Origin of the sequence: Arhodomonas sp. SL1, from assembly GCF_052060015.1 — a bacterium.
Classification (GTDB): Bacteria; Pseudomonadota; Gammaproteobacteria; order Nitrococcales; family Nitrococcaceae; genus Arhodomonas.
Map to the genome: position 1 here is coordinate 1 of NZ_JBPODZ010000020.1, position 25053 is coordinate 25053.

A 25053-nucleotide genomic window follows, 5' to 3' on the forward strand; every position below is an offset into this window, starting at 1 on the left:
CGCTGAGGCCTGGGTTTGGCTCACCGAAGCACGCCGGCTGATGCGGCGGCTAACCGTCTAATTTGTAAACACCCTCTCAGGACGCTCGGGAACATCTCCCGGGCCGCGTCCGTATCAAACATCTTCTGGCCCAAGGTCTGGACATCTTCGATGTGCCCATCATTGACCTTGCCCATCCAGAAGCCGAGACCCTGGGTATCGGGCGCACGCCCGAACAGGGCCACGTACAGCTCAGTCGCCTGAGTGCGGGTAACTGCCATGTGATTTCCTCCTTGCAAGGAATTTTGGCGGTTCATTGTTGCAGGACGGTTGACCCGGAGGCCGGGCTCATCCCGTATATGATCCTAGTCCCGGCCCAGTGGCCGGCGATGTGATGAGGATCACGAGGAAAACGCATTCCCGCGTCCTCCGATCACGGACAGGACAGTAGCAAAACCGCAACGGGGTGTCATCCGGAAGCGACGCGGCGCAGCCGCCGCCGCCAGGCCAGCGCCGGGCGTTCGACGCCGTAATGCACCAGCGCCGCCAACGCGCTCACCCAACCGAGGTAGGAAAGCGCCCGGGCAAGACCCGCTTCAGCCAGGGGCAGGCCGCTCCAGAGCACGAGGAAATGCCCCAGGAACACGTTGTAGGAGAGGTGGCCGAGCCACTCGTCCCAGGGCCGGCGCCCGCGGCGGGCGAGGAGTTGCACCGCGGCGACGGCCACCACCAGCCCCAGCAGTACCTCGCGGTTGTGGGGGCGTGACAACACTCCCCCTCCCTGTAGGGCCAGGGCCCACAGGATCGCTGCGCCGAAGCTGCCGGCCACCACCACCCAAGCGGGTATCCTGCCCAACCGCTTGTGGCCGCGATACAACAGCGCGCCGAGCAGGAAAATGAACAGCACCCCCGGGAGGAGCCGATAGCCCCACCAGTCGGTGTGCAGCCAGCCCACGGCGGCGACGGCCTGAAAACCGAGGCTCACCACAAGCGCCGGCCCGCGCAGGGGGGTGAGCAGCAATAGCGGGGCGAGCAGATAGAACTGCAACTCCGCGCCCAGGGACCAGGCCGGGGGGATGAGGGTGTGGGCGTCGCTGCCGTTGAACATGTACAGGTTCAGGGGGATGACCAGGAGGTTGTCCAGCAGTGCCGGGGCGTCCGGCGTCGATTGGATGTAGCGGGTGGTCTCGCCGGTGATCAGGTGCCAGAGCAGGGTGAGCCCGGCAAAGGCCAGATAGGCGGGGAAGATCCGCAGGGCGCGGTCCGCGTAGAAGCGTGGCACGGCGGCGGCGTGGTCATAGTGGCGGTACAGCAGCCCGGCCATGACGTAGCCGGAGAGGCAGTAGAAGCCCACCACCGCGCTGACCCCCGGGTTCAGGCCCAGGATTCGGAAGCCGTCGTGGGACAGGGCCACCAGCGCCGCGAGGAGGAAACGGAAGCTGCCGAGCACAGGGGCCTACCAGAAGCGCCAGCGCAGCCCGGCGCCGATGCGGGTGGTGCGGTACTCGAACAGCGCCAGGTTGGCGCTGCGATCGCGGTGGACCAGCTCCACCTCGGCGGTGAGGCGGGCCCCGAGCTCCCACTGCGCGGACAGCGCCACCCGGCGCAGGGTGGTCTCACGGCGGACGTCGCCGAAGAAGAACGGGCTGAATGCCTCGTCGTCGCGCTCACGGTACCAGCGCAGCTGCGCACCCAGCTCCAGGCCCGGGCGCAGGGCATGGGTGACGCCGAGCTCGGCGCCGTATAGCTCCTGATCGCCACCGGCGCGGGGGCCCTGGGCCTGGTCCTCGCCGGTGAAGAGCTCGCCGTAGCCGCGCCAGTCGGCTTGCTGATAGCGCAGGCCCAAGCGCAGGAAACGGCTGTCGCCATCACCCCCGCCCCCGTTGTCGTAGCGCTCGGTGTGGCCGTCGATCCCGGCATAGGCGCCCCAGTGCGGCCCCATCCGCTGGCGCAGCTCCCCGGCCAAGCGGTTCATGCGCAGCCGCTCGCCGGTGCGCTGGTGGTAGCGCAGGTGATGGGCGGACACGGAGAAACCGCCACCGGCCCAGGGGAGCGGGCCCTCCAGCCCGCCGCCGGCGAGGGCGAGGGTGTTGTCGTACTCCGAGAGCTCGCCGTGGCGCTCCCGACTGAGCGCCACCTCGGCAAAGGGCCGCCACCGGCCGCGGCGGGCGATGCGCGCGTCGAGATCGAGGCGGAGGGAGCGGTCGCCGCGCTCGCGGTTGTCTTCGGCGATCGCCAGCTCGAAGGGCTCGCCGTCGATGCGCACGCCGATGCGCTCGGCGGCGGTACCGTTGTTGACGTTGCTCGAGTAGCCGGCATGGGTCCCCAGGGCTAGGTAGGGTGCCCATCGGCCCTGCTGGTCGTTCGCGGCCTTCGCAGCCTCCGCGCCCCCCGCTTCCGCGCCACGGATGTAGCTGTCCAGCACCTGGCGGACCCGCCGGGGGGTGTCCACCCGTTCACTGAGGGCCTCGAGCTCACGGAAGGCGCGGCGGGCGTTGCGCCGGTCACCGAGCTGGTCGTAGGCGATGGCGAGATCCAGTTGCGCCCCGAGGTTGCGGGGCTGCAGCAGCACCAGCCGCTCCAGGGCGTTGACGGCGTTGCTGTAGTCGCCGGCGCGCATGGCCGCCACGCCAAGCCAGAGGTTGTAGGCGGGGCGCTCCGCCCAACGTGCCTCGTGCTCGAGCAGCAGCGCCACCGCCGCCTCGGCGTCACCGAGCTCCAGGTGGGTGGCGGCACGCTCGGTCAATGCCTCCAGCGGGACCGCCTCCTCCGCCATCGCAGCCGGGCCGATAGCGAGGGCGAGCGCCAATACCACCAGCGCGCCGGACACGCGCGCCCGCCGGCATACGGCCAGCACTGCCCGCGTGGCGCTCATACGCCCTCGCCCAGGCCGTAGAGCACCACGGCGGCACTGCGCCCGCGGATGGCCTCCGGGCCCAGGCAGCGAAGCTCCGGGGCCTCGCCCAGGCCTTCCCGGGTCTGCGCCGAGAGCAACAACGGCTCGCCGCGGCGGTTGCTCAGGGCCTGCAGCCGCGCCGCGACGTTCACCGTATCGCCCAGCGCGGTGTAGGTGCGCCGCATGGTGGAACCCAGATTCCCCACGGTGGCGGGGCCGGTGTGCAGGCCAATGCCCAGGCGGATGGAGACCCCCTCGCCCTCCTCGCGGAGCTCGTCGCTGAGCCGCTCTGCGGTGACCAACAGATCCCGCGCCGCGGTATAGGCGTGGGCGCGATGATCGGTATCCGCCAGCGGCGCCCCCCAGAAGGCCATTACGGAATCCCCCATGTACTTGTCAACGGTGCCGCGATGGCGATGGATCACGGCGGTGAACTCGCTGAACACCCGCTGCATGAGCGCCGCCAGCGCCTCCGGGCTACGCCGTTCGGCCACCGGCGTGAAGCCTCGCATGTCGGCGAACATCACCGTGATCTCCCGGCGTTGCGCCTCCAGGTCCGCGGGGTCGGCGCCGCTGCGCACCAGCTCGCGGATCACCGGTGGCGGCAGGTAGCGGGAGAACTGCCGGTACAGCCGGCGCCACTGCCGCTCCGCCCCGAGCAGCCGCAGGGGGGTGAGGGCCACCAGCAGTAGCGCGGCGAGCACCACGGGCTCCGCGGGCGGCAGATCGAGGCCGGCACGGTGCCAGGCGATCAGGTTGACCACCAACCACAACCCCGCCATGAGGATAAGCCCCGCCGGACCGGCAAGGGCACTGCGGCGGACATAGAGCCCGACCGCCGCGGCCGCCAACAGCAGGTCCACGAACAATAACAGAACACCGGCGGCACGGGGGCGCACGGGGAAGGCGCCGTCCAGCGCCGCCGTGAGCACCTGGGCATGGACGGCCACGCCGGGCGCGAGCCCCTCCCGGGGGGTCGGGACGGAGTCGGCGAGACCCACCGCCGTCGCGCCGACCAGCACCGGGCGGTTGGCGAGCACCCGGGCCGGCACGCGGCGCGCCAAGACGTCGGCGGCGGAGACGTACAGGAAGCCCTCCGAATCCTGCCGGTACGGCAGCCGCGTCTCCAGCGAACGGTCCAGGGGCACCGAGATGCCCGTTGCCTCGCCGCCGAGGTGCAGTCGGTAGGCGGCGTCCCACACCCCCGCGCCCCGCTGCAGCTCAAGGTGCTCCGCCCCGAGGAAGGCGCGCAACACCGTCAGGCCGAGGATGTCATAGCAACCCTCGCTGAGACAGACCAGCGGGGCGAAGCGTCGGATGGCACCGTCGCCGTCGACGATCGGGGTGATATGGCCGGCCCGGGAGGCCTCGGCGAGGGCTTGCGTATTGCCGACGAAGCCACTGGCCCGCGGCAAATCGGCGAGCCGGGCACCCTCGACGCGTACCCCCTGCGCCGGACGGCCCGCGCCGCCGGGGGGATCCGCCGCGAAGCTCAATGCCTGGGCGAGGAGCACCCCCGGGTCGGCCACCGCGCGGGCCAGTCGGGCATCACCGCCCGGTTCCCGCCCGGGCTCCGGCAGCAGGACATCCAGGCCGACGGCGGCGACGTCGTAGTCCCCACGCAGGCGTTCGATGAGCTCCGCCAGGGTTTCCCGGGGCCATGGCCAGGCCCCGATCTCTCGCAGGCTCGGCTCGTCCACAGCGACGATCACCACTCGGGTCTCGCGTGCCGGCGGGGCGACGGCGGCGATGCGCCAGTCGTGGAGGGCAGTGTCCACGGGCGTGATGGGCAGGCCGGGGACATCGAGCCGGGTGAGCACAAGGGCGAGGCCCAGGCACAGCCCGGCGAGCAACACCGGTATGGATCGACGACCGGGCACCGGTCACCGGAACCAGTCGATCGCCCCTACGGCCTCGCGGCCATCATCGAGCTTGCGGGTGAAGAGCATGCCGGCCTGATCACCGCCGGGGCTGACCACACCGCTGACCACCGTCTTCCCACCCTTGGTCGCACGGCGGAAGCCGCCGTCGTCCCGGACGGGGCCATCCGCGGCCACCCGCACCCGCTCGCCGAGCGCGGCGGAATCCACATCGAAACGGGTATCGAACTTGCGGCGGTTGAAATCGACGGTGAGCTCCGGGTCGAGCACCTCGGCCCCTGACAGGGCCTCGCCATCACGGATGAAGGCCTGGGAATCCCCCATGTTGAACGCTACCACCCCCTGGTCCGGCAGGCTCACGCCCGGGCGGGTCCATTCCCGTGGCGCCATCAGCCCAAACACACCATTGGCGGCCATCATCGCCTGATCGTCGCGCCGGACATCGATCACCGAGTCGTCCTCGGCGAAGCGTGACCAGCGACCCCAGGTGATATTGCCGCGCACCGCCTGATAGCGCTCGCGCCGCTCCGCCTCTTCGCGCGCACGCTCCTCGACCTCGCCGGCATTGCGCCGCTCGGAGATCTCCTCCGCGGAATCCTCGGCGATGCGGTCGCGATCGCTGTCGGGGCGCGAACCCTCCTCGCCTTCTGGCTCCGGCGCGCCACTTCCACGATCCGATACAGCTTCCTGGCCGTCAGGCGGCAAGCCGTCCCCCGGAGATGCTTCCTCGTTGATACCGGTGTCCTCATCATCCGTATTGATCCCGTCAGCCGGCGGCTCATCGCTGCCGACGCTGCCCTCCTCCTCGGGCTGCCTCTCTCCGGTTCCATCCGGCGCATCACCTGGGGCAACACCGTTGTCCGCTTCGACGACGCGTGCCGCTGCATCCCCGCGCTTGACCTCGAGCAGCGCATCCTCTTGGTCGCCGGCGAACAGCTCGCGTACGCCATCGCCTGCGCAGGCACCGAAGCCCTCGCGCAGGCAGTCCTCATTGAACGGTGATACCGCCACCCCGCCCTCATGCACCGAGACCCGGGTCCTTTCATCATTGGCATAGGTCGCAAAATCGGTACCGCGCACCCCGATCGCCGCCACCGGGGTATTGAGCCGATAGCCGCCCCTGTTACGCTCACCGGCATCCCCGGTGGTGTTGCGCGTCACACCCTGCTCATGGACCAGACGCACGCGACTGTCCTCGGGATGCTCGGGGTCGTAGTCGTAGACCTCCACGCGTACGGCGGATTCCGGCTTGAGACTGAGAAAGGCACCATCGCGGAAGCGGATATGGACATTACCGCCGGAGCCAGTAACGATTCGGTCACCGACGCGGATCGGATCGCCCCGCTCGGGGCTGCGCTCGCGCTCGCCCTGGGACACGGTGACCTCGCCGATGGCGAAGACGACCTCGCCGGCCGCCCCGCCGGCCATGGCCGAAGCCGGAGCCAGCGTCAGCCAATGGAGTGCCAGCGCGATGATCAGCCAACGGACGAGGGCCGGGCCCCGGTGCCAGCGTGTTGCCGCCACGGCGATCTCCTTTCTCGGGCGTGCTTCGATGGAGTATAGCGAAAGGAGTATACTTGCACAGATATGGCCGAGTCGACGAGCGCAATGAGCGAGAATAACCCGCGGCGCATGGGCATGGCGCTGAGCACGCTGCGCCGCTTCGAGTTGCTGGAGCCGTTGAGTGACGACGCGCTCACGCAGCTCAGCCACCACATGAGGGCGCTACGGGTGCCGCGGGGTAACCGGGTGGTGGCGTGCGGTGATCAGGCCCGGGCGGTGTATTTCCTCCTCGAGGGGCGGGTGAAGGTGGTCCAACAGACCGCGAACGGCCGGGAGCTCGGCCTCGCTTGGCTGGACGCCGGAGAGTGCTTCGGTGAGATGGCGCTCATCGACGACCGGCCCCGGTCCGCCGATGTGATCACCGTGAGCGATTCGTTGCTGTTGCTGCTGCCAGCGCAGCCGGCACGAGCGGTCCTGCTGGACAACCCGGAAGTCAATCAGCGCACGATGCGCCGGCTGGTGGGACTGGTGCGACGGGACAATGAGCAGCGCACCCTGCTCGGCACCGGCAACGCCTTTCAGCGGGTGTGCGCCTTCTTGCTCTCCCTCGCCCCGGAGCGGCCGAAAAGGGAGGGCTGGGCACTGGAGCGATCGCTGACCCACGAGGCCATCGCCTCGATGACCGACACCACCCGGGAGACCGTCTCCCGGGCCTTCGGCTGGCTCCGCGAGCAGGGGATCGCCGAGAAGCGCGATGGCGGGCTGTTCATCACCGATACCGAGGCCCTGACCCGCCTGGCCGGCGGGGGGCCACGCGCCGACTGAACGCGCTCCAACGCCTCAGCGTTGCAACGGTGGCAGGGCGACGATGGCGCCGTCGTCGCGCAGCACGATCACACCAGCGGCGTGGAGCCGCTGCACCACCGCCCTCGTCGTTTCGGGGTGCGCCCCGAGGGCCGCCGATAGGGTGGCGACCCCGGCCTCCACGGTGCCGCCGGCGTCGGCGAGCCACCGCTCCACGGCCGCCAGCCAGCGACCCGGAGAGACCCGCTCCGCCCCCCAGGCGGTGATCTCGTCGGCCAGCGAGAGGGCCCGTGCCGGCTGTTCGCGGCACAGGCGGTGATATTCGGGCCAGCTCAGTCGGCGGAGCTCGCAATCACTGCGGGCGCACGCCATCGGCCGGGGCCCCGGCTGGGGCCAGAAGCGGAGCCGCTCGCTGGCGAGCTCCCCGGGCAGGATGTAGTCGAGGCTGGCCCCCGGCTGCGTTGCGCTGACGATGGCCAGGCTGCCCGAGCGCAGGATCCACAGCCCCTCCGCCCGGTCGGGGCATTGCAGAGTCGCCCCGCAGTGGAGCCACCATGGCGTGCCCGCCTCGCGCAGGGCGTCGTCGCTCATCCCGCGCCCTGGCGCGCTAGGTCCGCCTCGACCATGACCCGGGCCAGGGTCTCCACACCGGTGGCGGATTCCCAGCCCAAATCGCGCCGGGCCCGGGAGGCATCCCCGCAGAGCACGTCCACCTCGGCGGGGCGGTAGAACGCCGGGTTGACGCGGATCACGGTGCGCCCGCTGGTGGTGTCGATCCCCACCTCCTCGATGCCCTGCCCCTCCCAGCGGAGCTCCATACCGACGGCCGCCGCCGCCAGGGTGACGAACTCCCGCACCGAGACCGTCCGGCCGGTGGCGAGGACGTAGGTGGCGGGTTCGTCGGCCTGCAGCATCCGCCACATGCCGTCGACGTATTCCGGGGCGTAGCCCCAGTCGCGCTGGGCATCCATATTACCGAGCTCGAGGACCTCCTGGCGGCCGAGACGGATCCTGGCGATGCCGGTGGTGATCTTGCGGGTGACGAACTCCGCGCCGCGCAACGGCGACTCGTGGTTGAACAGGATGCCGCTGGTGGCGAACATCCCGTAGGCATCCCGGTAGTTGACGGTCATCCAGTGGGCGTAGAGCTTCGCCGCGCCGTAGGGGCTGCGGGGGTAGAACGGGGTGTCCTCGTTCTGCGGCATGGCCATGGCCTTGCCGAACATCTCCGAGGTGGAGGCCTGGTAGAAGCGGATCCCCGGATCCACCAGGCGGATGCCCTCGAGCATGTTCACCGCGCCCACGCCGGTGATCTCGGCGGTGGTCACCGGCTGGTCGAAGGAGACACCGACGAAGCTCTGGGCCGCCAGGTTGTAGACCTCGTGGGGCCCGACACGCTGGAGCAGCCGGATGATGGCGGAGAGGTCGGTGAGGTCCAGGGTCACCAGCTCCAGATTCTCATGGGCGGTCAGCCCGAGGGCCTCGAGGCGCCAGAGATTCAGAGCGCTGGTCCGGCGGTAGGCCCCGTAGACGCGATAGCCCTTGGCCAGCAACAAATCGGCGAGATAGGCGCCGTCCTGGCCGGTGATGCCGGTGATGATCGCGCGCTTGTCGCTCATGCGGGTGCTCTCCTGGATTCCTTGCGGCCGTAGCGGGCCAACGCCCTTTCATAAAACGCCTCGATCTCCGGCTCCGTATAGAACCAGCGGAGCTCCTGCGCCGGCGGATCATCGCCGTAATAGATGCGCCGGATTACCTTCTCATCCAGGCGAAGCCGGGACTTGAAGGCCTCATAATGCTCGGCGATCAGGGGTTTGCCGCCGGTGGTGTTATGGGTGGTGACTTCGATGCCGGAATAGCCGAGGCATTGCTCCAGGGCGTCCTGCCAGTACTCCGCCCCCTCGAGGGTGACCACCAGGATGCGCAGGCCGTCTTCAGTGACGCAGCAACGCTTGCGCTCCTTGTCGAAGCGATGGCGCTCGAAGAACGCCGGATCGATCTCCAGCAACGGATGGGGCCGACGTAGGAAGTGCTCCATCATATGCTCGAGCACGGCCCGGCAGTGCTCGTAGGTCACCTCCTCGGCCTTCAGGGTGCCTCGGCGCGTGACTTGGTCCTCGAGGTGCTGGAAGACCCCGGAGATCACCCGGGACAGGGGCTCGCGCATGGACGAGACCACGGTGAGTTCGCGCCCGAGGAGGTGGTTGTAGCGCACCAGATCGCGAACGATGGTTCGCTCCCGGGCGAGGCGGTCGGGGTCCATCCCCGCCGGCAACCGCAGCACACCGGCGAGGGCCTGATTGTGGTGGTTATGCAGCACCCGCTTGTGATAATCCGCGCCGCCCCCGTGGGTGGCCAGATATCGGCCGATGGAGTGATAGAGGCTAACCGAACCGCTCTTCTCCGGGGCATAGACCAGGACCTCCTTGCCGGCAAGGGGGCCCTTGTCGTCCCCGGACTCGCCGTCGATGCCCTCCTCCAGGTAGCGCAGGTCCTGGAGCTCGTGGCGCTCGGCGGCACTGAGCCCCCCATCACCGGCGCTGCCAACAACCGCCACGGTCTCCGCCCCGGCCGGCGCGATACGCAACGGCCAGTCCAGGGCACCGGTCAGCAATCCCTTGATGCGCTCCACGTTGTCGGACCAGCGCAGCCGCTCGACACCGTCGCTGACGGGGTGGGTGCCGGCGCGGTAGCGCGCCAGCCACGCCCGAAGGGAGCCGGCCATGGCGTCGCCGTCGGCGGCATTGAAGAACCAGGCGTTGTCGTCGCCGGCCACTTCGCGGAACACGGGGATGTCCCGGGCGATGATGGGTAGGCCGTGGTTGGCGGCCTCGACCAGCGGTAGCCCGAAGCCCTCGCCCTCCGAGGCGGCGAGCAGGGCGTCGCTCGCCGCGTAGACCGCCTCGAGATCCGCATCGCTGATACCCGCCAGCCAGTGGAGACGCTCACCGTTTTGCGGGTGGCCGCGCAGCCGCTGAACGGTCTCCGGGATGTTGCGGCGCTCGCTGTCCGGCAGGCCCATCCACCCCTCGCCGCCGACGATCACCAGATTCACCGCCTCGCCATCCGTCCACAGGCGCTCGAAGGCCTCCAGGGTCTGGAGATGGCCCTTGCGGGGCTCGATCGTGCCCACCATGGTGATGGTGATCCCGTCGCGCAGCCGCTGGAGCAGCCGGTCGTCGAGGGTCGTGGCCCCTGCGTCGCCGGTATTGCCACCGTCGAGCTCGGCGCCGAGTCGCGCGTAACCGAGGTGCAGATCGTCCTCGCGCTTGAGGCCATGGGCGGCGAGCCAGTCCCGCGTCTCCCGCGCGACGGTCTCCGAGATCGCGATGAGGCCATCGGCCACCCGGGCCACCGCCTGGAGCCAGCGCGCATGGGCGCGGTCGTTGTCCCGCGGGAACCAACGCGGGTGGGTGGCCGGCAGGATATCGTAGACGCTGAAGTAGATCCCCACGCCCCGACGGCGCCAACGCTCGAGAATCCCATTGTGACAAGCCTGCAGGGCCCCTTCGCGATCGAAGTCGGCGGCGAGGAAGAGGTCACCGGGCCGGACCTCCACCGGCCGTTCGCCGGCACCGGCACGCGGGAGACCAAGCAAATCGCAGGTGTAGGGATGGGCGTAGCGGTAGTGGTCGCCGCTGTCGGCGAGGAAAACCGGCTCGATGCGATAACCGGTCGGTGGATCCTCGACCAGCGCCCGGATCTGGGCGCGCACCACCCGCTGGATACCGGTGCCCAGGTCATGGCGGCGGATCGCGCTGGCGTCCACCAAGAGCTGTCGTTGCGCGGGGCGCACCAGCGCCGCCAGGGATTGGGCCGCTCCACGCAGCGCCGCCTCGTCCGGCGCGCCCCCCGTGAGGCGCTGGATCGCCGCCACCAGCCGGCGTTCGCGCAGCACCGGCGCGCGCGCGTGAAACGCTTCGACGGCGTCGCGGTAGAGGCGGCCGATGCGCTCGGGATGGCAATGCGCACGCAGAAAGGCCCGGCCGCGCTCGCCGAATTCCCTCCGTTCGCCCGCGTTTTCGAGCAACCCCCGGAGGGCGTCGGCGAGCTGGGTGTCGGTGAAATCGGCGGGTAGCTTGCAGACGACGTCGTCGGGGAACTCCGCGGCACTGCCGTGATCGTTGACCACCGTGGCCAACCCGCGGGCGAGGCAATCGAGCACGGCACCGGAGCTCTCGCCGCGGCTGCTGGTGCGCAGTTGTACCGCTACATCGGCGGCTGCGAGCCAGTCGCCGTACTGTTCCGCGTCCAGGTAGCCGGTCACGGAGATGGATTGCGCGGCGCCGGCCGCCTTGACCTCGTCGAGCACGCGGTTGGTGTAGTCGCTATGGCTGACCCCGCCGACGAAGGCGAGGCGCGCACCCTCCCGGGCTAGCCCACCGCTGCGCCAGGCTTGGAGGAGACGGTGATTGAGCTTGGTGGCGCCGAGGTTGCCGAAGGAGCAGACCAGCAACACGTCCTCGTCGATGCCCAGGCGCTGCCTGGCCGCCCGCCGGTCCTCATCCGCCGGGACCCGGCGCAGGTGCGGAATGACTGCCCAGCGGCGCGCCACCTCCGGGTCCAGCCACTGTGTTCCCAGGTCGCGGGCATGCGCGGAGTGCACGACGACGCCGGCCGCGGTGTCGACGACCTCGCGGTTGAAGGGAAGGGACCAGAGCGCGTCCTGCTCGCCGCCTTCGCGCAGCCGCAACAGGCCGGTGTAGCCATGAGTGCGATAAACCAACGGCGCACCGAGCTCGCCACGGGCGGCATACATGTGGCCGAGATAGAAGTCGTGAAGGACCACCGTCCCGGGATGGCGCGCCAGGAGCTCCACCATGCCGGCGTGGAAGTGGCTGTTGCCCATCTGATAGACGATGCGGTCGAAACGGTGGGCGTTGGTATCGAACCACTGGGGGGAGCGTATGGGGAAATTGGCGGTGAGGCGCGCCGCATCCACCTCGGGGTATTCGGTGACGAGCTCGACCTCGTAGTAACGGGCCAGCTCGGGGATCAGCTCGGCGCTGTAGTCCGCGATTCCGCTGCGCTGCGGCGGCAGGGGGGATACATAGGCCAAACGGGGACGACCACCGGGACGCACCGCTGCGTCGGCCTCGCGGACGCCCGGCAGCCCTTCGGAGACGCCGGTGACGATGCGTTCCGGATCGATGGCGAGCTCCGCGGCCCACTCTGCGGCGGCCCCAGCGTCACGCACCAGCACCCGATCGGCGTTCTTGAGATCCTGCAACCGCCGATTCCATACCGGCCCGTCCCGCTCCGGACCCAGCCCGGCGAGCTCGCCGATGCCCAAAATCGTCCATGGGTTCCGCTCCAGGCGCCCTACCGAACACACGGCGCCGTCGCCGAAGCCGATGCTGGCATCCGGCAACACCACCACATCCGCCCCGGATTCACCAATGACGTGCTCGCGCAGGAGCTCGCTGACCCGCTGCGCCCATTCATTCGCCGGGGCGGCACCACCGCGCTCCGCGACACACGGGAAGGTGTGCAGCCGAATATTCAGGCCTGGAAAGGTATCCGCCAGCCACTGCCGGATGCCGGCCACGCCGGGCAACGCCTCGTTGAGCAGCACCGACCACTGTTCGCACGGCCCGCCCCCGGCGCATGCCTCGATCACCCCCTGAGCCGCTCCCCGGGCCCCCGTATCGAGTTGGACGTGTTGCAGGTCGACAAGGACATGCATGGGCGTCGGCCCCGGATCAACCATGTTCTTGTCCCCCATTACGCAAGGCGTCATAGAAGCGTTCAGCATTGTCACCGAGATGACGTCCCTTCCGCATTCCGGCTGCCGGGGCAGCCTCCGCCGGACCCGTTTCGCCTCCATGCAGGCTGCGTCGGGCGTAGCCCATGGCCCGGTCATGGAGCGCTGGCCAGCCGCGAAGCAGGCGCTGCAGCCGCAGCGCCAATTGCGGCCGTTGCCACAGCCAGCGCACACCGCGCCGCAACATTGCGTGCATGATACGGCGAAGCTTCGACACCGCGCGCCGGATGACACCACCGGGCGCGCGAAGCCCCCGCATTAGCACACGGAGCGGACCGGTAATCCGCCAAGATGTACTCTGGCGCAAGGTTTGCAGATCAGCGCGGGCCGACTCGAGCTGACGTGAAGTGATGTTCACTTTGCGCTCGAGTTCCGAGCCCCGAGACTCTAGCCGTTGATTAGCGTGTTCAAGCTCCGTGATTCGCTGCATCTGCTCATTCAGACGTTCTCCCTTCAGCGTCAGCTCGCGCCGCGCCTGCAGAAGTTCATCATTGCGTTCGTTGAGCCGTTCCTCCGCAGTCTCTCGCTTGGCTTCGGCACGACTGGCACGGGCCTGCAACTCCAGTAATCGGTCCTGGAGCTTGCCCTCGCGCTCCCGTGCCGCCTCCGCCCCGGCGGCAATATGCTGCAGGCGTTGATCGAACCGCGCCGCCATGTCGTGTAGCCATATGCCGCGGTTCTCGGAAAACCACTCATCCAGGGCGTCGTGCAGGGGCCCATCCCCGGACGCCTGGGCGATTACCGCGTAGTCGGGGCTGACGTCGAAGAGCACGTCGTGCAGCCCGATCCGATCCCGTTCCGGCAACCCACTCGGGCTCTGGAGACCGATGGCGGCCGCCCGCGAGAAGCCGTGATACTCGGGCAGAAAGCGCAACAGATTGGCGGGGATGGGCTGCGTGTGGGTGGGGTCGGTATAGAACCGTGAGACACCGACGGCGACGTTCTCGCTGTTAGGGGTCTCCATGATCAGCACACCACCGGGGCGCAGGACGCGCCGGGCCTGCCGCACAAGCGCCTGAAGCTGTTCGAAGGGGATATGCTCGACGAAATGGAAGGCGGTGATCAGATCCCAGCTCGCATCCGCCTGCGCAGCCAGGTATTCGCAGGCGTCCGCTTTCACGGCGTCAAGTCCGCCCTCGACGCAGGCGCGAAGCATGCCCGAGTCCAGATCCACCCCCCGGCCCTCGATGCCCCGTCGGTGCAGTAGCTCCAGCCACTCCCCGCGGCCGCATCCGAGATCCAGCACGTCCGGCGTGCGACCCGCCTCCTGCAAGGCGCGAACCACCGGCCAGTACACCTCCAGCCGGTGGGATATATCCTCACGGCTACCGCGGTAGCGGTCCTCGAAGGCCCGGTAGAAATCCGCACTGTCCATAGTCGGTTGCTGGCTCATTGTTATCGTATATCCCCAATTCCGCTACGGCTCTCGCAGCGAGCGCGCCAGCATGTCGCTGATCGGCTTAGCGATATAGGAGAACAACGTGCGCTCGCCGGTCTGGATCATGGCCGTGACCGGCATGCCCGCCTGCAAGGAGAGCCCCGCCTCGCGCAGCTCGCGCAGGCCGTCCTCGGTGACCCGGATCCGTGTGAGGTAGTACTCCGTGCCGTCCTGCTCGTTCTGCAGCGTCTCGGCGGATACCGAGTGGACGACACCGGTGATCTTGGTCACCAGGCTCGTGTCCAGAGCGGGGAAGCGAAGGTTCACATCCTGGCCCTTGTCGACATTGTCGATATCGTCCGGGGCGACCCGGGCGCGGATGATCAGCTGGTCGGTGGTCGGCACCACCTCCATGAGGGGATCACCGGCACTGACCGCAGAGCCCAACGTGTGTACGTTCAACCCGACGACCTCGCCGCTGACCGGTGCCTCCACCCGGGTGAGCTCGACGCGCTGCTCCAGGGCAGGGATCCGGGCACGGGCGTCGATCACCTCGGCGCGGGCCTCGCCGAGCGCGCCGGAGACATCGCGATTGTATTCACGCTGGCGTAGCCGCCGCGCATTGCGCGTGGCCTCGATCTCGGCGCGAAAGCGCCGGATCTCGGCACGGCTTGAGGCACGCTCACTCTCGAGCTGCATCTGCCGGCGCTGGGCCTCGCGGAGGTCACGCTTATTGGACAGTCCCTCCTCATAGAGCCCGCTCCACTCCTCGACCTCCTGGCGGTACGAGCTGATCTGCTCCTCGAGACTGCCCAACACCTGCTCGAGACCCGCGATCTGGGCCTCGTAGGTGGCGATCTGGCGCGACTGCTGCTCGAGCTCGCTCTCCAGCGCGGCACGACGTGTGCGGAAGATCGCCTGCTGAGTCGCACGGACCTCCTCGAGATCCATGCCCTCCACCGGCTCTTGCAAGGCCCCAGGAAAGGTAACCTCCTCGGCCCCCTCCTGTTCCGCCTGCAGCCGGGCGCTGCGTGCCAATGCCGTATACAGCCGGCCCCGCATGACGTTGAGCTCGGAACGGGCCCGTACCGGATCGAGCTCCACAAGCGTTTCACCGGCCTCCACGCTACTGCCCTCCTCCACGTGGATGGCCCGGACGACACCGCCCTCGGGATGATTCACCGTCTTGCTACTGGAGTCCACCGCCATGCGGCCCTGGGCCACCACCGCGCCGGATAAGGGTGCCGTCAACGCCCACACGCCGAATACGCCGAACACCACCAGCAGGATAAGCCAGCCCAGGAGTACGTAGCGACGATAGTTCCCCGATGGACCGGAACCGGATTTACGGGAGCTGCGCTGCCCTTCCAGTAAGGTCGGTCCGTCCTGATTCTCAGCCATCGCCAGGTGTGACTCCGTCCCCGCCTTGTGTGGTCCCTGCCGGACCGATGTTGGTTACCCGCCCCCGCTGGCCACCGGCCACGGCCGCGCGCCCCTCCCCCTTCTGCCCTGGTGAGAGTTTGGCCAGGACATCGTCGCGGCTGCCGTACGCAGCCATCTGGCCATCACGCAGGACCAGGATCTTGTCCACCCGCCCGAGGATGGAGCGCCGGTGGGTGATCACCATTACCGAAGCACCATTGGCCCGGAGGCGGACTATCGCCTCGACGAGGGCCTGCTCGCCCTGGTCGTCAAGGTTGGAGTTGGGCTCATCGAGGACGATGAGTCGGGGGTTGCCATACACCGCCCGCGCCAGGGCCACCCGCTGGCGTTGCCCTGCCGACAGGGTGCCGCCCCCGGACCCCACCATGGTGTCGTAGCCGTTGGGAAGGTGGCGGATGAGCTCATCGACGCCCGCGAGCCGCGCGGCCTCGACAACGGCATCGGAATCCACCTCGCCGAAGCGGGCAATATTCTCGGCCACTGTTCCGTTGAACAGCTCGATATCCTGAGGGAGATAGCCGATGTGCGGGCCGAGCTCGTCGCGATTGTACTGCCCGATCTCTGCGCCATCGAGGCGCACGCTGCCGGCGAAAATCGGCCACACTCCGAGACCGGCACGCGCCAGCGTGGACTTGCCTGAGGCACTGGGCCCGATGACCGCCAGAACCTCTCCGGGCTCCACGCTCATGGATATCCCGCGCAGGGTGGGCTGTCGCGTCGCCGGAGGCCCGGCCACCACCCTGTCGAACTGCCAGGCACCCTGGGGGGGCGGCAGGGACATGGAACGATGCCGGGGTGGATGGTTCTCCAAGAGCTGCACCAGACGCTGATAGGCAGACATGGCGCCTCCGATCTGGCGCCAGCTGCCGATGAGCTGATCCACCGGTCGCAGGCCCTGGCCCATGAGTATGGCACCGGCGACGATGGCACCGGCGGAGACCTCGCCGCGGATGGCGAGCAACGCGCCGACGCCGTACGCGAGCGCCTGAGCCCCCATGCGGAAGGTACGGCTGAGATGGCTGAAGGTGCCGGCGCGGTCACTGGCGTAGGTCTGATGCTCGAGGGTCCGGGTTTGATAATCCCCGAGCCGCTCGCGGATGGCGGGGTCCATGCCCATGGCATGGACCACCTCCGCGTTGCGCATGTTGTCGGTGGCGAACCGCCGCGCCTCCACGTCCGACTGGTTGGCCGCCGCCAAGGGTTTGCGTACCACCAATTCGTTGATCACCGCCAGCGTGGTCAACACGACCAAGGCGGCAACGCCGTAGATGCCCATCCAGAAGTGGAAGAGGAACATCACCGCCAAGTAGACCGGTATCCAGGGGGCATCGAAGAAGGCCAGCAACCCCTGACCCGTGAGGAACTGGCGCAGGGTGTTGGCATCCGACATCGCCTGCGCGCTATCACTGCCCGGTCGCTCCAGGCTCTCGCGGAACATCGCATCGAACACGCGCTCGCTTAGGTTGCGGTCCAGTTGCACCGACACCCGATTGAGGATGCGCGAGCGCATGACCTGCAGCACGCCCATGACGACGAACATTATGACGATGATCAGCGTGATCATCGCCAGGGTCTCGAGGCTCTGGCTGCTCATGACCCGGTCATAGACCTGGAGCATGTAGATGGCCGGCAAAAGCATCAGTAGGTTGATAAACAGGCTGAACACGCCCACGGTCGTGAAGGCGGAGCGGCAGGCGCGCAGGGCCTCCTTGAGCTCGTTGTCCTTGCCTGAGGCGCTATTGCGTTTCATCGACCACCATCGCTCCCGGGAGCATCCCGTGAACGGAATTCATGAGTAAGCCAGAAATGATACGGGATCACCCCGGGAGGGTAAACGCCCGTGCCGCCGTCAACCGCGACTTTCGGGCAGAGAAGAGGGATCCTGTCCGCCCGCCGGGGCCGCCTCCGGCAGGTCACCGGGCTCCATGAGGTCCACGGTATTGGTGAGGTAGCGCCGGTCGAATTCGCGGAGCTGCTCTCGGTCGAAGGAGCCGGTAAGCGCGCGCAGGCGCACCAAGGACACTAAACGATTGTACGCGGCATCGGCCAGGTCCCGTCGGATCTCAAAGACCCGGGCGCGGGCGTCGAGCACCTCCACCTGATCCCGCAATCCGACCTCGAGGCCCCGTTCGGTGGCCTCCACGTGGGTCTCCGCAGTATCCAGGGAGCGGGAGAGCACCCGCAGCCGACGCACGGCGGTGCGTAACTCGTTCGCCGCCTGGCGCACATCGAGCGCGGCACGGCGCCGAGCCTCGTCCACTCGGGCCTGCTCGGCCTGGGCCCGGGCCTGGGCCTCGTCGACACCGGCGCTGACTCCGCCGCCTGCATACAGCGGGATCTGGAGCTGGAGCATCACGCGCTTGTCCTCGCCGCTGATCACCTGGTCCGTCCGGTTGGTGTCGCTGTAGCGCGCCTGCAACGAAAGGGTAGGGAAATGATCGGAACGGCGCACCTCGACCTGGTCCCTCTGGGCCTCGAGCCGGGCGCCGGCGATTTGCACTTCCGGATTATCCTGTGCCGCGCGTTCGATATAGCCCCGGAGCTCGCTGTCATCGAGGGTTTCGGCTACCTCCATCTCCCGGGGCTCGGCCGCTTGCAGTCGCTGGACGTCGGCACCCGTGAGGCGCTGCAGATCGAGGATGGCAAGCTCCAGGGCGTTCTGCGCCTCCGCGATGCGCGAATCCGCCTCCTCCTTACGTACCTGGGCGTCCAGGACGTCCACCCGGCTGGCCAGGCCACGCTCGAGCTGGTCCTCCATTTGCCGTACCCGCAGCGCCAAGGCCTCGGACTCGGCCCGCGCCAGGGTGAGTGTTTCGCGCTGGCGCAACACCTCCAGGTAGGTCTCGGCGAGCTGTGTGGCGAGCTGCTGGCGTTGCGCCTCGAATTGGCGGCGCGCGGTCTCTGTCTGGCTGCCCGCCTGCTCCATCGCCTTCCACTTGCGGCGGTCGTACAGGGGCTGGGTGACATTCAGGCCAGCGGAGTAGGTAGTCTCGTCCACCTCCTCGGTGACCCGTCGACGCTGCAGGGTCTCCGGGTCGACCGTACTGCCGAGGGTTTCGTATTCCGCGTAGCTGTACGTGGAATCCACCGAGACATTGGGGTAGAGCTTGGCCTGCGCCTGTTCCTCGACCTGGCGCTGGGCGGTGATCTCGTGCTCCGCGGCCTGGATGCTCGGGGCGTGGCTGACCGCCCGGTCGAAGGCCTCCGCCAACCCAAGGGTTTGCGCCTCAACCCTGTCGGCTAGCACCACGGTGAGCAAGAATGTCAGCACCGAGGCCGAGCCAACGACCACGGATTTCATCTGAAACATTCGAGGAGAAGGGAATCGTAGCAAGACAGCGGCCTCGCTCGGCACGTGAATAGGCGGGCTGGAGTATATCCCAGCCGCTGGCAGGAACAAAAACGCGGATGACCGAGGGTCACGGCGCTCTCGCGCTTTCCACCGCTTTCTGCATTCGTGGCAGGGCGCGGACCGCCTCCGCCTGCCCGATGGCGGAGTGCACTGCGCTCCCTCCGCCCTACCCGATATCACCACCGGTAGGGCGGATGCAGGCCGAAGGCCGCAATCCGCCAGTCGGAACGGCGGACTGCGCTGCGCTCCCTCCGCCCTACTCGATTCACCACCGGTAGGGCGGATGCAGGCCGAAGGCCGGAATCCGCCGTGAACGAAGACCTTCTCGGCGACCGTGTTCAGACCATCGCGTAAAGCGCCGCCAGGATCACCGCGGTCTGCCCCGCTAGAAGCGTGACCACCCAGCGGAGCACATCCGAGCGTACCTGCTCGATATCCACTTTGAGCTCGGCACGCACCTGTTCGATTTCCTTGCTGAGATCGGCACGTACTTGTTCGATCTCCTTACTGAGATCGCCGCGTACCTGTTCGATCTCCTTGCTGAGATCGGCGCGCACCTGTTCGATTTCTACCTTGAGATCAGCGCGCACCTGTTCGATCTCTTTTTGCAGGCGCAGCTCCGTCTCCCGCATGCCGGCCTGGGTGGCCAGGTCCCTCACCTCGGGATAGCGCTCCTCCATGCGCTCGAAGGCCTCGGCCACCAGGCGGGCTCGGGTCTTCTCATCGGGCGCGGAGCTCAGCTGCTCGTAGAGTTCGATCAGCGACGTCATAGGGGAAAACTACCATGCCGGGAGCGCCCGCCCAACTATATCCCGGCGTCCATCTGTACCGGCGATTGGGGGAATCACCCGCTTTCTCAGCCCTGCAGGGCTTGGTGGTAAAGCGAGCGGTAGGCCTGCCCCAGGCTGTCACCGGAGAATCGCTGCTGGTAGCGTTGCCGCGCTCGCTGGCCCATCCCGCTGGCGAGCGCATCATCGCCGGCGAGCCGCTCCATGGCCGCAGCGAGGGCATCACTGTCAGCGGGTGGCACCACCAAGCCGGTCTCTCCGTCCCGGTTGATGTATGACGTGCCGGTGCCGATCTCGCAGCAAATCATCGGGACTCCACACATCGCGGCCTCTACAAGGATCAGCCCGAAGGCCTCGGAACGCAGGTGGGAGGGCAGCACTAGGGCACGACAGTCTCGCAACAGCGCAAACTTCTCTGCATCGGTGACATGGCCTAACCACCACAGGTTCCGCTGCCGCTGCCGCGCTTGCCGCAGCATACCCTCCAGCTCGCCGCTACCGGCAACGGCAAGGGGCAGATCGCAGCGGCGGGCCGCCGAGAGCAGGTATTCCAGGCCTTTGTACCGGCGGAGCGCACCCACGAACAGGAAATAGTCTCCCCGCGGCAGGCCGTGGCGCTCGACCACATCCACCCGCGCGGCTTCATCCAGCGCCCTTCGATAGGTCTGCTCCCGCACGCCAAGAGGAATCACCCGCAGCCGCGGGTCGCCGGCGTAGCCCGCGAGCACGGGACTGGTGCGCGCGTAGGCCGGCGAGGTCGCGACGATGGCATGCATCCCGGCCAGTGTCCGCCGCATGAGCGGCGCATAGAGTCGGCCGAGGGCGCCCTTGCCCACCACGTCGGAATGGTAGGTGAGCACCGAAGGCCGGCCATTCGCCGCGAACGCTCGGAGGAGATCTCCAAACGGCCAGGGAAAATGGTACTGGATCAAATCCGCCCACTGCGCCTGCTCGCGAAAGCGCCGCCAGGCCTGCCATAGGCCTATGTCGCAGGAGGCGGGGGATGCCCAGGCCCGGGCACGAACCAAGCGCCCCTCCTCCAGGTCCCGCTCGGCGGGACGCGGGTCATAGGAGAGCGTAAAAATCCGCGAGCGCACCCCGAGATCCGCCGTCGCCAGGGCGATCTGGCGGATGGCCTCGCCCACCCCGGTGGTCTGGTCGATGGGATAGGTCCGATAGACATGAAGGACCCGCACTATCGGGCATCCTCGCGTATCCACGCGCGGATACCTTTCTCCAGGTCCAGCGGCGGGCGCCAGCCCAGGCGGACCCTAAGCCGGCTGGTATCCACGCGAATGCTGTCGGTGAGCTTGCGAAGATCCGATTCCCGACCGGCGAGCCGCGCGCCACCACCGAGCCAGCGGGGTGGGAGACGGAAGAGACGGGGTGGCATCCCCGACGCCCGGCGAATGGCCTCGAGGAACCCGGCCACGGTGACGTCCTCCCCATCTCCGGCGATGAAAGACTCCCGGGAGGCGCGGGGATCCGTACCGAGCCGGGTGAGCACATCACAGAGATTGGTGACGCCGATAAAGCTGCGGCGAGACTGTAGCCCCGCAAGCGGCAGCGGCAGGCCACTGGCCGCCAGTCGGCGGAGCCGTTGCATATTCCCCGGCGCGCCAGGGCCATAGACCAACGGGCTGCGTACGATGACGAAGTCCGTGGCGCAATCCCCCAGTACCGTCGCGAGCCGTTGCTCGCCTTCCAGCTTCGACGCGGCATAAGGGGTTTCGGGATTGATCCCTGAGCGTTCGCTCAGGGCCTCCTGCTCGGACGGCGGGCTACCATGCACCCCGATCGTGCTGAGGTAGACCAACCTCCGGACCCCGGCACTCGCAGCCGCTTTCGCGAGCATCTCCGTGCCCAGCGCGTTGACGCGGTAAAACTGTTCGATTTCCTCACGGTCGGAAGGGTTGCAGTGGGCCAGCCCGGCCAGGTGCACCACCACATCGACCCCCTCCAAGGCCGAGCGCCATCCCGACGCCGCGTCCAGGTCCAAACCGGAGACGAGCTCTACACCCGCCGGCCAGGACCCCCGGGTAGCGGGGCAATCCCGCACCACGGCGGCAACATCCACCCCGGTCCGGGCCGCAAGGTGGCGCACCAAATGCCCGCCAACGAAACCGGTGGCACCCGTTACCAGTATCCGCATCCACGTTCCTTCGCTGCTGACAAGCACACACGCCGGCGGCCGGCCCGACCAACCTATTCTCCGGGGACAGATGGCGCGGTTTCAACGCAGCGTAATATAGCCGAGCTGCTCGAGCTTGAGGATCACTTGCTGCGCCGCCTCATCGGGGTTGCAGTCCGTGGTGTCGATGGCGAGCTCCGGGTCCTGCGGTGCCTCGTAGGGATCGTCGATGCCGGTGAAGCCGGTGATGATCCCGGCGCGGGCCTTGGCATAGAGCCCCTTGCGGTCCCGGGCCTCGCACACCTCGAGCGGCGTGGCCACGTGCACCTCCATGAACCCGCCATTGGCCTCCTCCACCATTTCCCGGACGCGGCGCCGGGTGGCGGTGTAGGGGGCGATGGGGGCACAAATGGCGATGCCGCCGTTCTTGGCGATCTCGCTGGCGACGAAGCCGATACGCTGGATGTTGAGGTCGCGGTGCTCCTTGGAGAAGCCGAGCTCGCTGGAGAGGTGCTTGCGCACCAGGTCGCCGTCGAGCAGCGTCACCCGGCGGCCGCCGAGCTCCATGAGCTTGGCCATCACGGCGTTGGCGATGGTGGACTTGCCGGAGCCCGACAGGCCGGTGAAGAAGATGGTCACGCCCTGCTTGTCCTTGGGCGGGAAGGTCTTGCGCAGCTCCTCCACCACCTCCGGGTAGCCGAACCAGTCCGGGATCTCCAGGCCCTCGCGCATGCGCCGACGGAACTCCGTGCCCGAGATCTGGAGCACGGTCTCGTCCTCGTCCACCTCATCGATGGGCGCGTACTCGGCGCGCTCCTTGACGTAGACCATCATCTGGAAGGGGATGACCTCGATGCCCACCTCATCCTTGTACTGCTCGACGAGGTGCTGGGCGTCGTAAGGGCCGTAGAACTCCTCGCCAGCGCTGTCCTTGCCGGGGCCGGCGTGGTCGCGGCCGATGATGAAGTGGGTGCAGCCGTGGTTCTTGCGGATGATGGCATGCCAGACCGCCTCCCGCGGACCGCCCATGCGCATGGCCAGCGGCAGCAGCGCGAGGTCGGTGGTGGCCTCCGGGTATTTCTTGAGCACATGCTCGTAGCAGCGCACCCGGGAGTAGTGGTCCACGTCGCCGGGCTTGGTCATGCCCACCACCGGATGGATGAGCAGGTTGGCCTCGGCCTGCTTGGCGGCGCGGAAGGTGAGCTCCACGTGGGCGCGGTGCATGGGGTTGCGGGTCTGGAACGCCACCACCCGGCGCCAGCCGGCCTTGGCGAAGCGCTCGCGCAGCTCCCGTGGGGTGCGGCGCAGGTGGGTGAAGTCATAGTGGGCCGGCTCGGAGATGCCGTACACCCGCCCGCCCAGGTAGACGGTATTGCCGCGATTGAACAGGTAGTCGACCCCCGGATGGGCGACGTCGGTGGTGCCGAACACGGCCCGCGCCTCGCGCTCGCGATCCGGGCGGTAAATCGCCGCCACGTCCATCACCGCGACAAGCACCCCCTCGGCGTCGCGCAGGGCAATGCGCTGGCCCTCCGCGACCCCGGCGGCGAAGTCCTCGGTGACGTCCAGGGTGATGGGCATCGGCCAGAGGGTGCCGTCGGACAGGCGCATCTCCTCGACCACCCGGTCGTAGTCGCTCGGGGCAAGGAAACCCTCCAAGGGCGAGAACGCACCGTTCAGCAACAGCTCGATGTCGCAGAGCTGGCGGGCGTTGAGGTCCCAGCTCGGGTAGTCAGTGGCCCGCTGCTTCTCCGTGGCAGCCGCCGCCTCGTCCAGATACAGCTCCTTGAGCGCCCCGCCATGGGGCTCGATGAGTTTGCTCATGGGTCCTCTATCCCTCGGGTTTACGAATCCGTGTTACACACCCTCGCCCTGGGCCGCGCCGGCCACCGCCGGCGGACGCAGCCCCCGGGCGAGCACCAGCCAGAGCACACCGACGCCGGCGCAGGTCAGGAACACGCCCTCGGGGCCATGGCTGCCGTAGACCGCGCCGCCGATGACCCCGCCCAGGAAGGCCCCCGCGAACTGCGCCGTGGAGAACACCCCCAGGGCCGCCCCCCGCGCCGCCTCCGGTGCGAAACGGCTGACCAGCGAGGGCAGGCTCGCCTCCAGGACGTTGAAGGCGGTGAAATAGACCACCAGTGCCGCCGCCAGCGGCCAGGGCCCGACGAGGCCCATGTCCGCCAGTGCGACCTCGCCGGCGATGAGCACCGCAACGGCCACGAGCACCAGGCGGTGCATGACGCGCTTGGCCTCCCCCACGCCGATGGCCGGGAACATCAGCAGTGCCGAGACCACCATCACCGGCACATAGAGCCGCCAGTGCGCCGCCGGCGCCAGCCCCGCGGCCTCCGAGATCACCACCGGCAGGACCACGAACTGCGCGGTCATGATCAGGTGCAACAGCAGCACGCTGGCATCCAGGCGCAGCAGGTCCCGGTCGCGCAGTACCGCGCGCACCGATCCGGGCCGGATGTCGCGGTCATGGCTGCGCCCCGCCGGGCGCGGCACCACCGCGAGCAGCAGCACAACCGCCAGCGCCGCCAGGGCGGCGGTCAGCCAGAAGACGCCGGACAGCCCGAAGGCCCCCGCGACGGCCGGGGCGACGATCAGCGCCAGCATGAAGGCCAGGCCCACGCTAATGCCGATGATGGCCATGGACTTGGTGCGCTGCTGTTCACGGGTGTTGTCCGCGGCCAGGGCCATGACCGCGGCGGCGATGGCGCCGGCGCCCTGCAGGGCCCGCCCGCCAATGACCCCCCAGATCCCCGTGGACAGCGCCGCCACCACCGAGCCCACGGCGAATACCGCCAGCCCGGCGAGGATCACCGGCCGCCGGCCCCAGCGGTCGGAGAGCACCCCCATGGGGATCTGCAGCAGCGCCTGGGTCAGGCCGTAGGCGCCGATGGCCAGGCCGATGAGCAACGGCGTCGCCCCCGCCAGCTCATCGGCGTAGAGGGTGAACACCGGCATGATCAGGAACAGCCCCAGCATGCGCAGGCCGAAGATGCCCGCGAGCCCCGCCGTGGCCCGGCGCTCGGGTCCACTCATGGGGCCGGTGGTGTGGCGTTTGCTGCTACTACCCAAGGCCTTGTTCGCGCCGTGATCGCTGGCGGATGCGCGTCCCGCGTGTCA

The 25053-nt window shown here is 68.4% G+C and carries 18 protein-coding genes; 1 reads left to right on the plus strand and 17 read right to left on the minus strand.

Going from position 1 to position 25053, the window contains the following annotated elements; translation table 11 throughout:
- Nucleotides 1-20 precede the first annotated feature (20 nt).
- The 5 genes from ACQ754_RS15905 to ACQ754_RS15925 form a co-directional block, all read right to left on the minus strand.
- A complete protein-coding gene (locus ACQ754_RS15905) occupies nucleotides 21-260 on the minus strand; it encodes a DUF4214 domain-containing protein (protein WP_440998032.1) in 240 nt (79 codons plus the stop codon).
- A gap of 188 nt (nucleotides 261-448) precedes the next feature.
- Nucleotides 449-1429: an acyltransferase family protein gene (locus tag ACQ754_RS15910; protein ID WP_440998033.1), complete on the minus strand. Its 981-nt coding sequence runs from the start codon at nucleotides 1427-1429 to the stop codon at nucleotides 449-451.
- 6 nt (nucleotides 1430-1435) lie between these two features.
- Nucleotides 1436-2854, minus strand: coding sequence for a tetratricopeptide repeat protein (locus ACQ754_RS15915; RefSeq protein WP_440998034.1), 1419 nt, complete (start codon nucleotides 2852-2854; stop codon nucleotides 1436-1438).
- Nucleotides 2851-4755 carry a CHASE2 domain-containing protein gene (locus ACQ754_RS15920; protein WP_440998035.1) on the minus strand — a complete coding sequence of 635 codons (1905 nt, stop codon included), beginning with the start codon at nucleotides 4753-4755 and terminating at the stop codon, nucleotides 2851-2853. The genes ACQ754_RS15915 and ACQ754_RS15920 overlap by 4 nt, the downstream gene beginning before the upstream one ends.
- A 3-nt stretch (nucleotides 4756-4758) precedes the next feature.
- Entirely contained in the window at nucleotides 4759-6279 is a 1521-nt protein-coding gene (locus tag ACQ754_RS15925; protein ID WP_440998036.1) for a FecR domain-containing protein, read from the minus strand.
- Between the two features lie 84 nt (nucleotides 6280-6363).
- On the opposite strand from ACQ754_RS15925, the gene ACQ754_RS15930 reads away from it, so the two are divergent.
- Entirely contained in the window at nucleotides 6364-7083 is a 720-nt protein-coding gene (locus tag ACQ754_RS15930; RefSeq protein ID WP_440998037.1) for a Crp/Fnr family transcriptional regulator, read from the plus strand.
- 15 nt (nucleotides 7084-7098) lie between these two features.
- Here the strand turns inward: ACQ754_RS15930 and ACQ754_RS15935 are convergent, their stop codons facing one another.
- The 12 genes from ACQ754_RS15935 to ACQ754_RS15990 form a co-directional block, all read right to left on the minus strand.
- On the minus strand, nucleotides 7099-7653 hold the full coding sequence (locus tag ACQ754_RS15935) for a hypothetical protein (protein ID WP_440998038.1): 555 nt from the start codon (nucleotides 7651-7653) through the stop codon (nucleotides 7099-7101).
- Nucleotides 7650-8681 carry a GDP-mannose 4,6-dehydratase gene (gene gmd, locus ACQ754_RS15940; protein ID WP_440998039.1) on the minus strand — a complete coding sequence of 344 codons (1032 nt, stop codon included), beginning with the start codon at nucleotides 8679-8681 and terminating at the stop codon, nucleotides 7650-7652. The genes ACQ754_RS15935 and gmd overlap by 4 nt, the downstream gene beginning before the upstream one ends.
- Entirely contained in the window at nucleotides 8678-12772 is a 4095-nt protein-coding gene (locus tag ACQ754_RS15945; RefSeq protein ID WP_440998040.1) for a glycosyltransferase, read from the minus strand. Before ACQ754_RS15945 ends, gmd begins: the two co-directional genes overlap by 4 nt.
- Nucleotides 12765-14219, minus strand: a complete 1455-nt coding sequence (locus ACQ754_RS15950; RefSeq protein WP_440998041.1) for a methyltransferase domain-containing protein — start codon at nucleotides 14217-14219, stop codon at nucleotides 12765-12767. Before ACQ754_RS15950 ends, ACQ754_RS15945 begins: the two co-directional genes overlap by 8 nt.
- Before the next feature lie 24 nt (nucleotides 14220-14243).
- On the minus strand, nucleotides 14244-15605 hold the full coding sequence (locus tag ACQ754_RS15955) for an HlyD family type I secretion periplasmic adaptor subunit (RefSeq protein WP_440998042.1): 1362 nt from the start codon (nucleotides 15603-15605) through the stop codon (nucleotides 14244-14246).
- A complete protein-coding gene (locus ACQ754_RS15960; protein WP_440998043.1) occupies nucleotides 15598-17397 on the minus strand; it encodes a type I secretion system permease/ATPase in 1800 nt (599 codons plus the stop codon). The genes ACQ754_RS15955 and ACQ754_RS15960 overlap by 8 nt, the downstream gene beginning before the upstream one ends.
- Before the next feature lie 99 nt (nucleotides 17398-17496).
- Entirely contained in the window at nucleotides 17497-18948 is a 1452-nt protein-coding gene (locus ACQ754_RS15965) for a TolC family outer membrane protein (RefSeq protein WP_440998044.1), read from the minus strand.
- A 389-nt stretch (nucleotides 18949-19337) separates the two neighbouring features.
- Nucleotides 19338-19769: a coiled-coil domain-containing protein gene (locus ACQ754_RS15970; RefSeq protein WP_440998045.1), complete on the minus strand. Its 432-nt coding sequence runs from the start codon at nucleotides 19767-19769 to the stop codon at nucleotides 19338-19340.
- An 86-nt stretch (nucleotides 19770-19855) separates the two neighbouring features.
- Nucleotides 19856-20983, minus strand: coding sequence for a glycosyltransferase (locus tag ACQ754_RS15975; RefSeq protein ID WP_440998046.1), 1128 nt, complete (start codon nucleotides 20981-20983; stop codon nucleotides 19856-19858).
- Nucleotides 20983-21939, minus strand: a complete 957-nt coding sequence (locus tag ACQ754_RS15980; protein ID WP_440998047.1) for an NAD-dependent epimerase/dehydratase family protein — start codon at nucleotides 21937-21939, stop codon at nucleotides 20983-20985. The genes ACQ754_RS15975 and ACQ754_RS15980 overlap by 1 nt, the downstream gene beginning before the upstream one ends.
- A gap of 81 nt (nucleotides 21940-22020) precedes the next feature.
- A complete protein-coding gene (locus ACQ754_RS15985; RefSeq protein WP_440998048.1) occupies nucleotides 22021-23742 on the minus strand; it encodes a bifunctional sulfate adenylyltransferase/adenylylsulfate kinase in 1722 nt (573 codons plus the stop codon).
- Between the two features lie 33 nt (nucleotides 23743-23775).
- Nucleotides 23776-25005, minus strand: coding sequence for an MFS transporter (locus tag ACQ754_RS15990; RefSeq protein WP_440998049.1), 1230 nt, complete (start codon nucleotides 25003-25005; stop codon nucleotides 23776-23778).
- Nucleotides 25006-25053 lie beyond the last annotated feature (48 nt).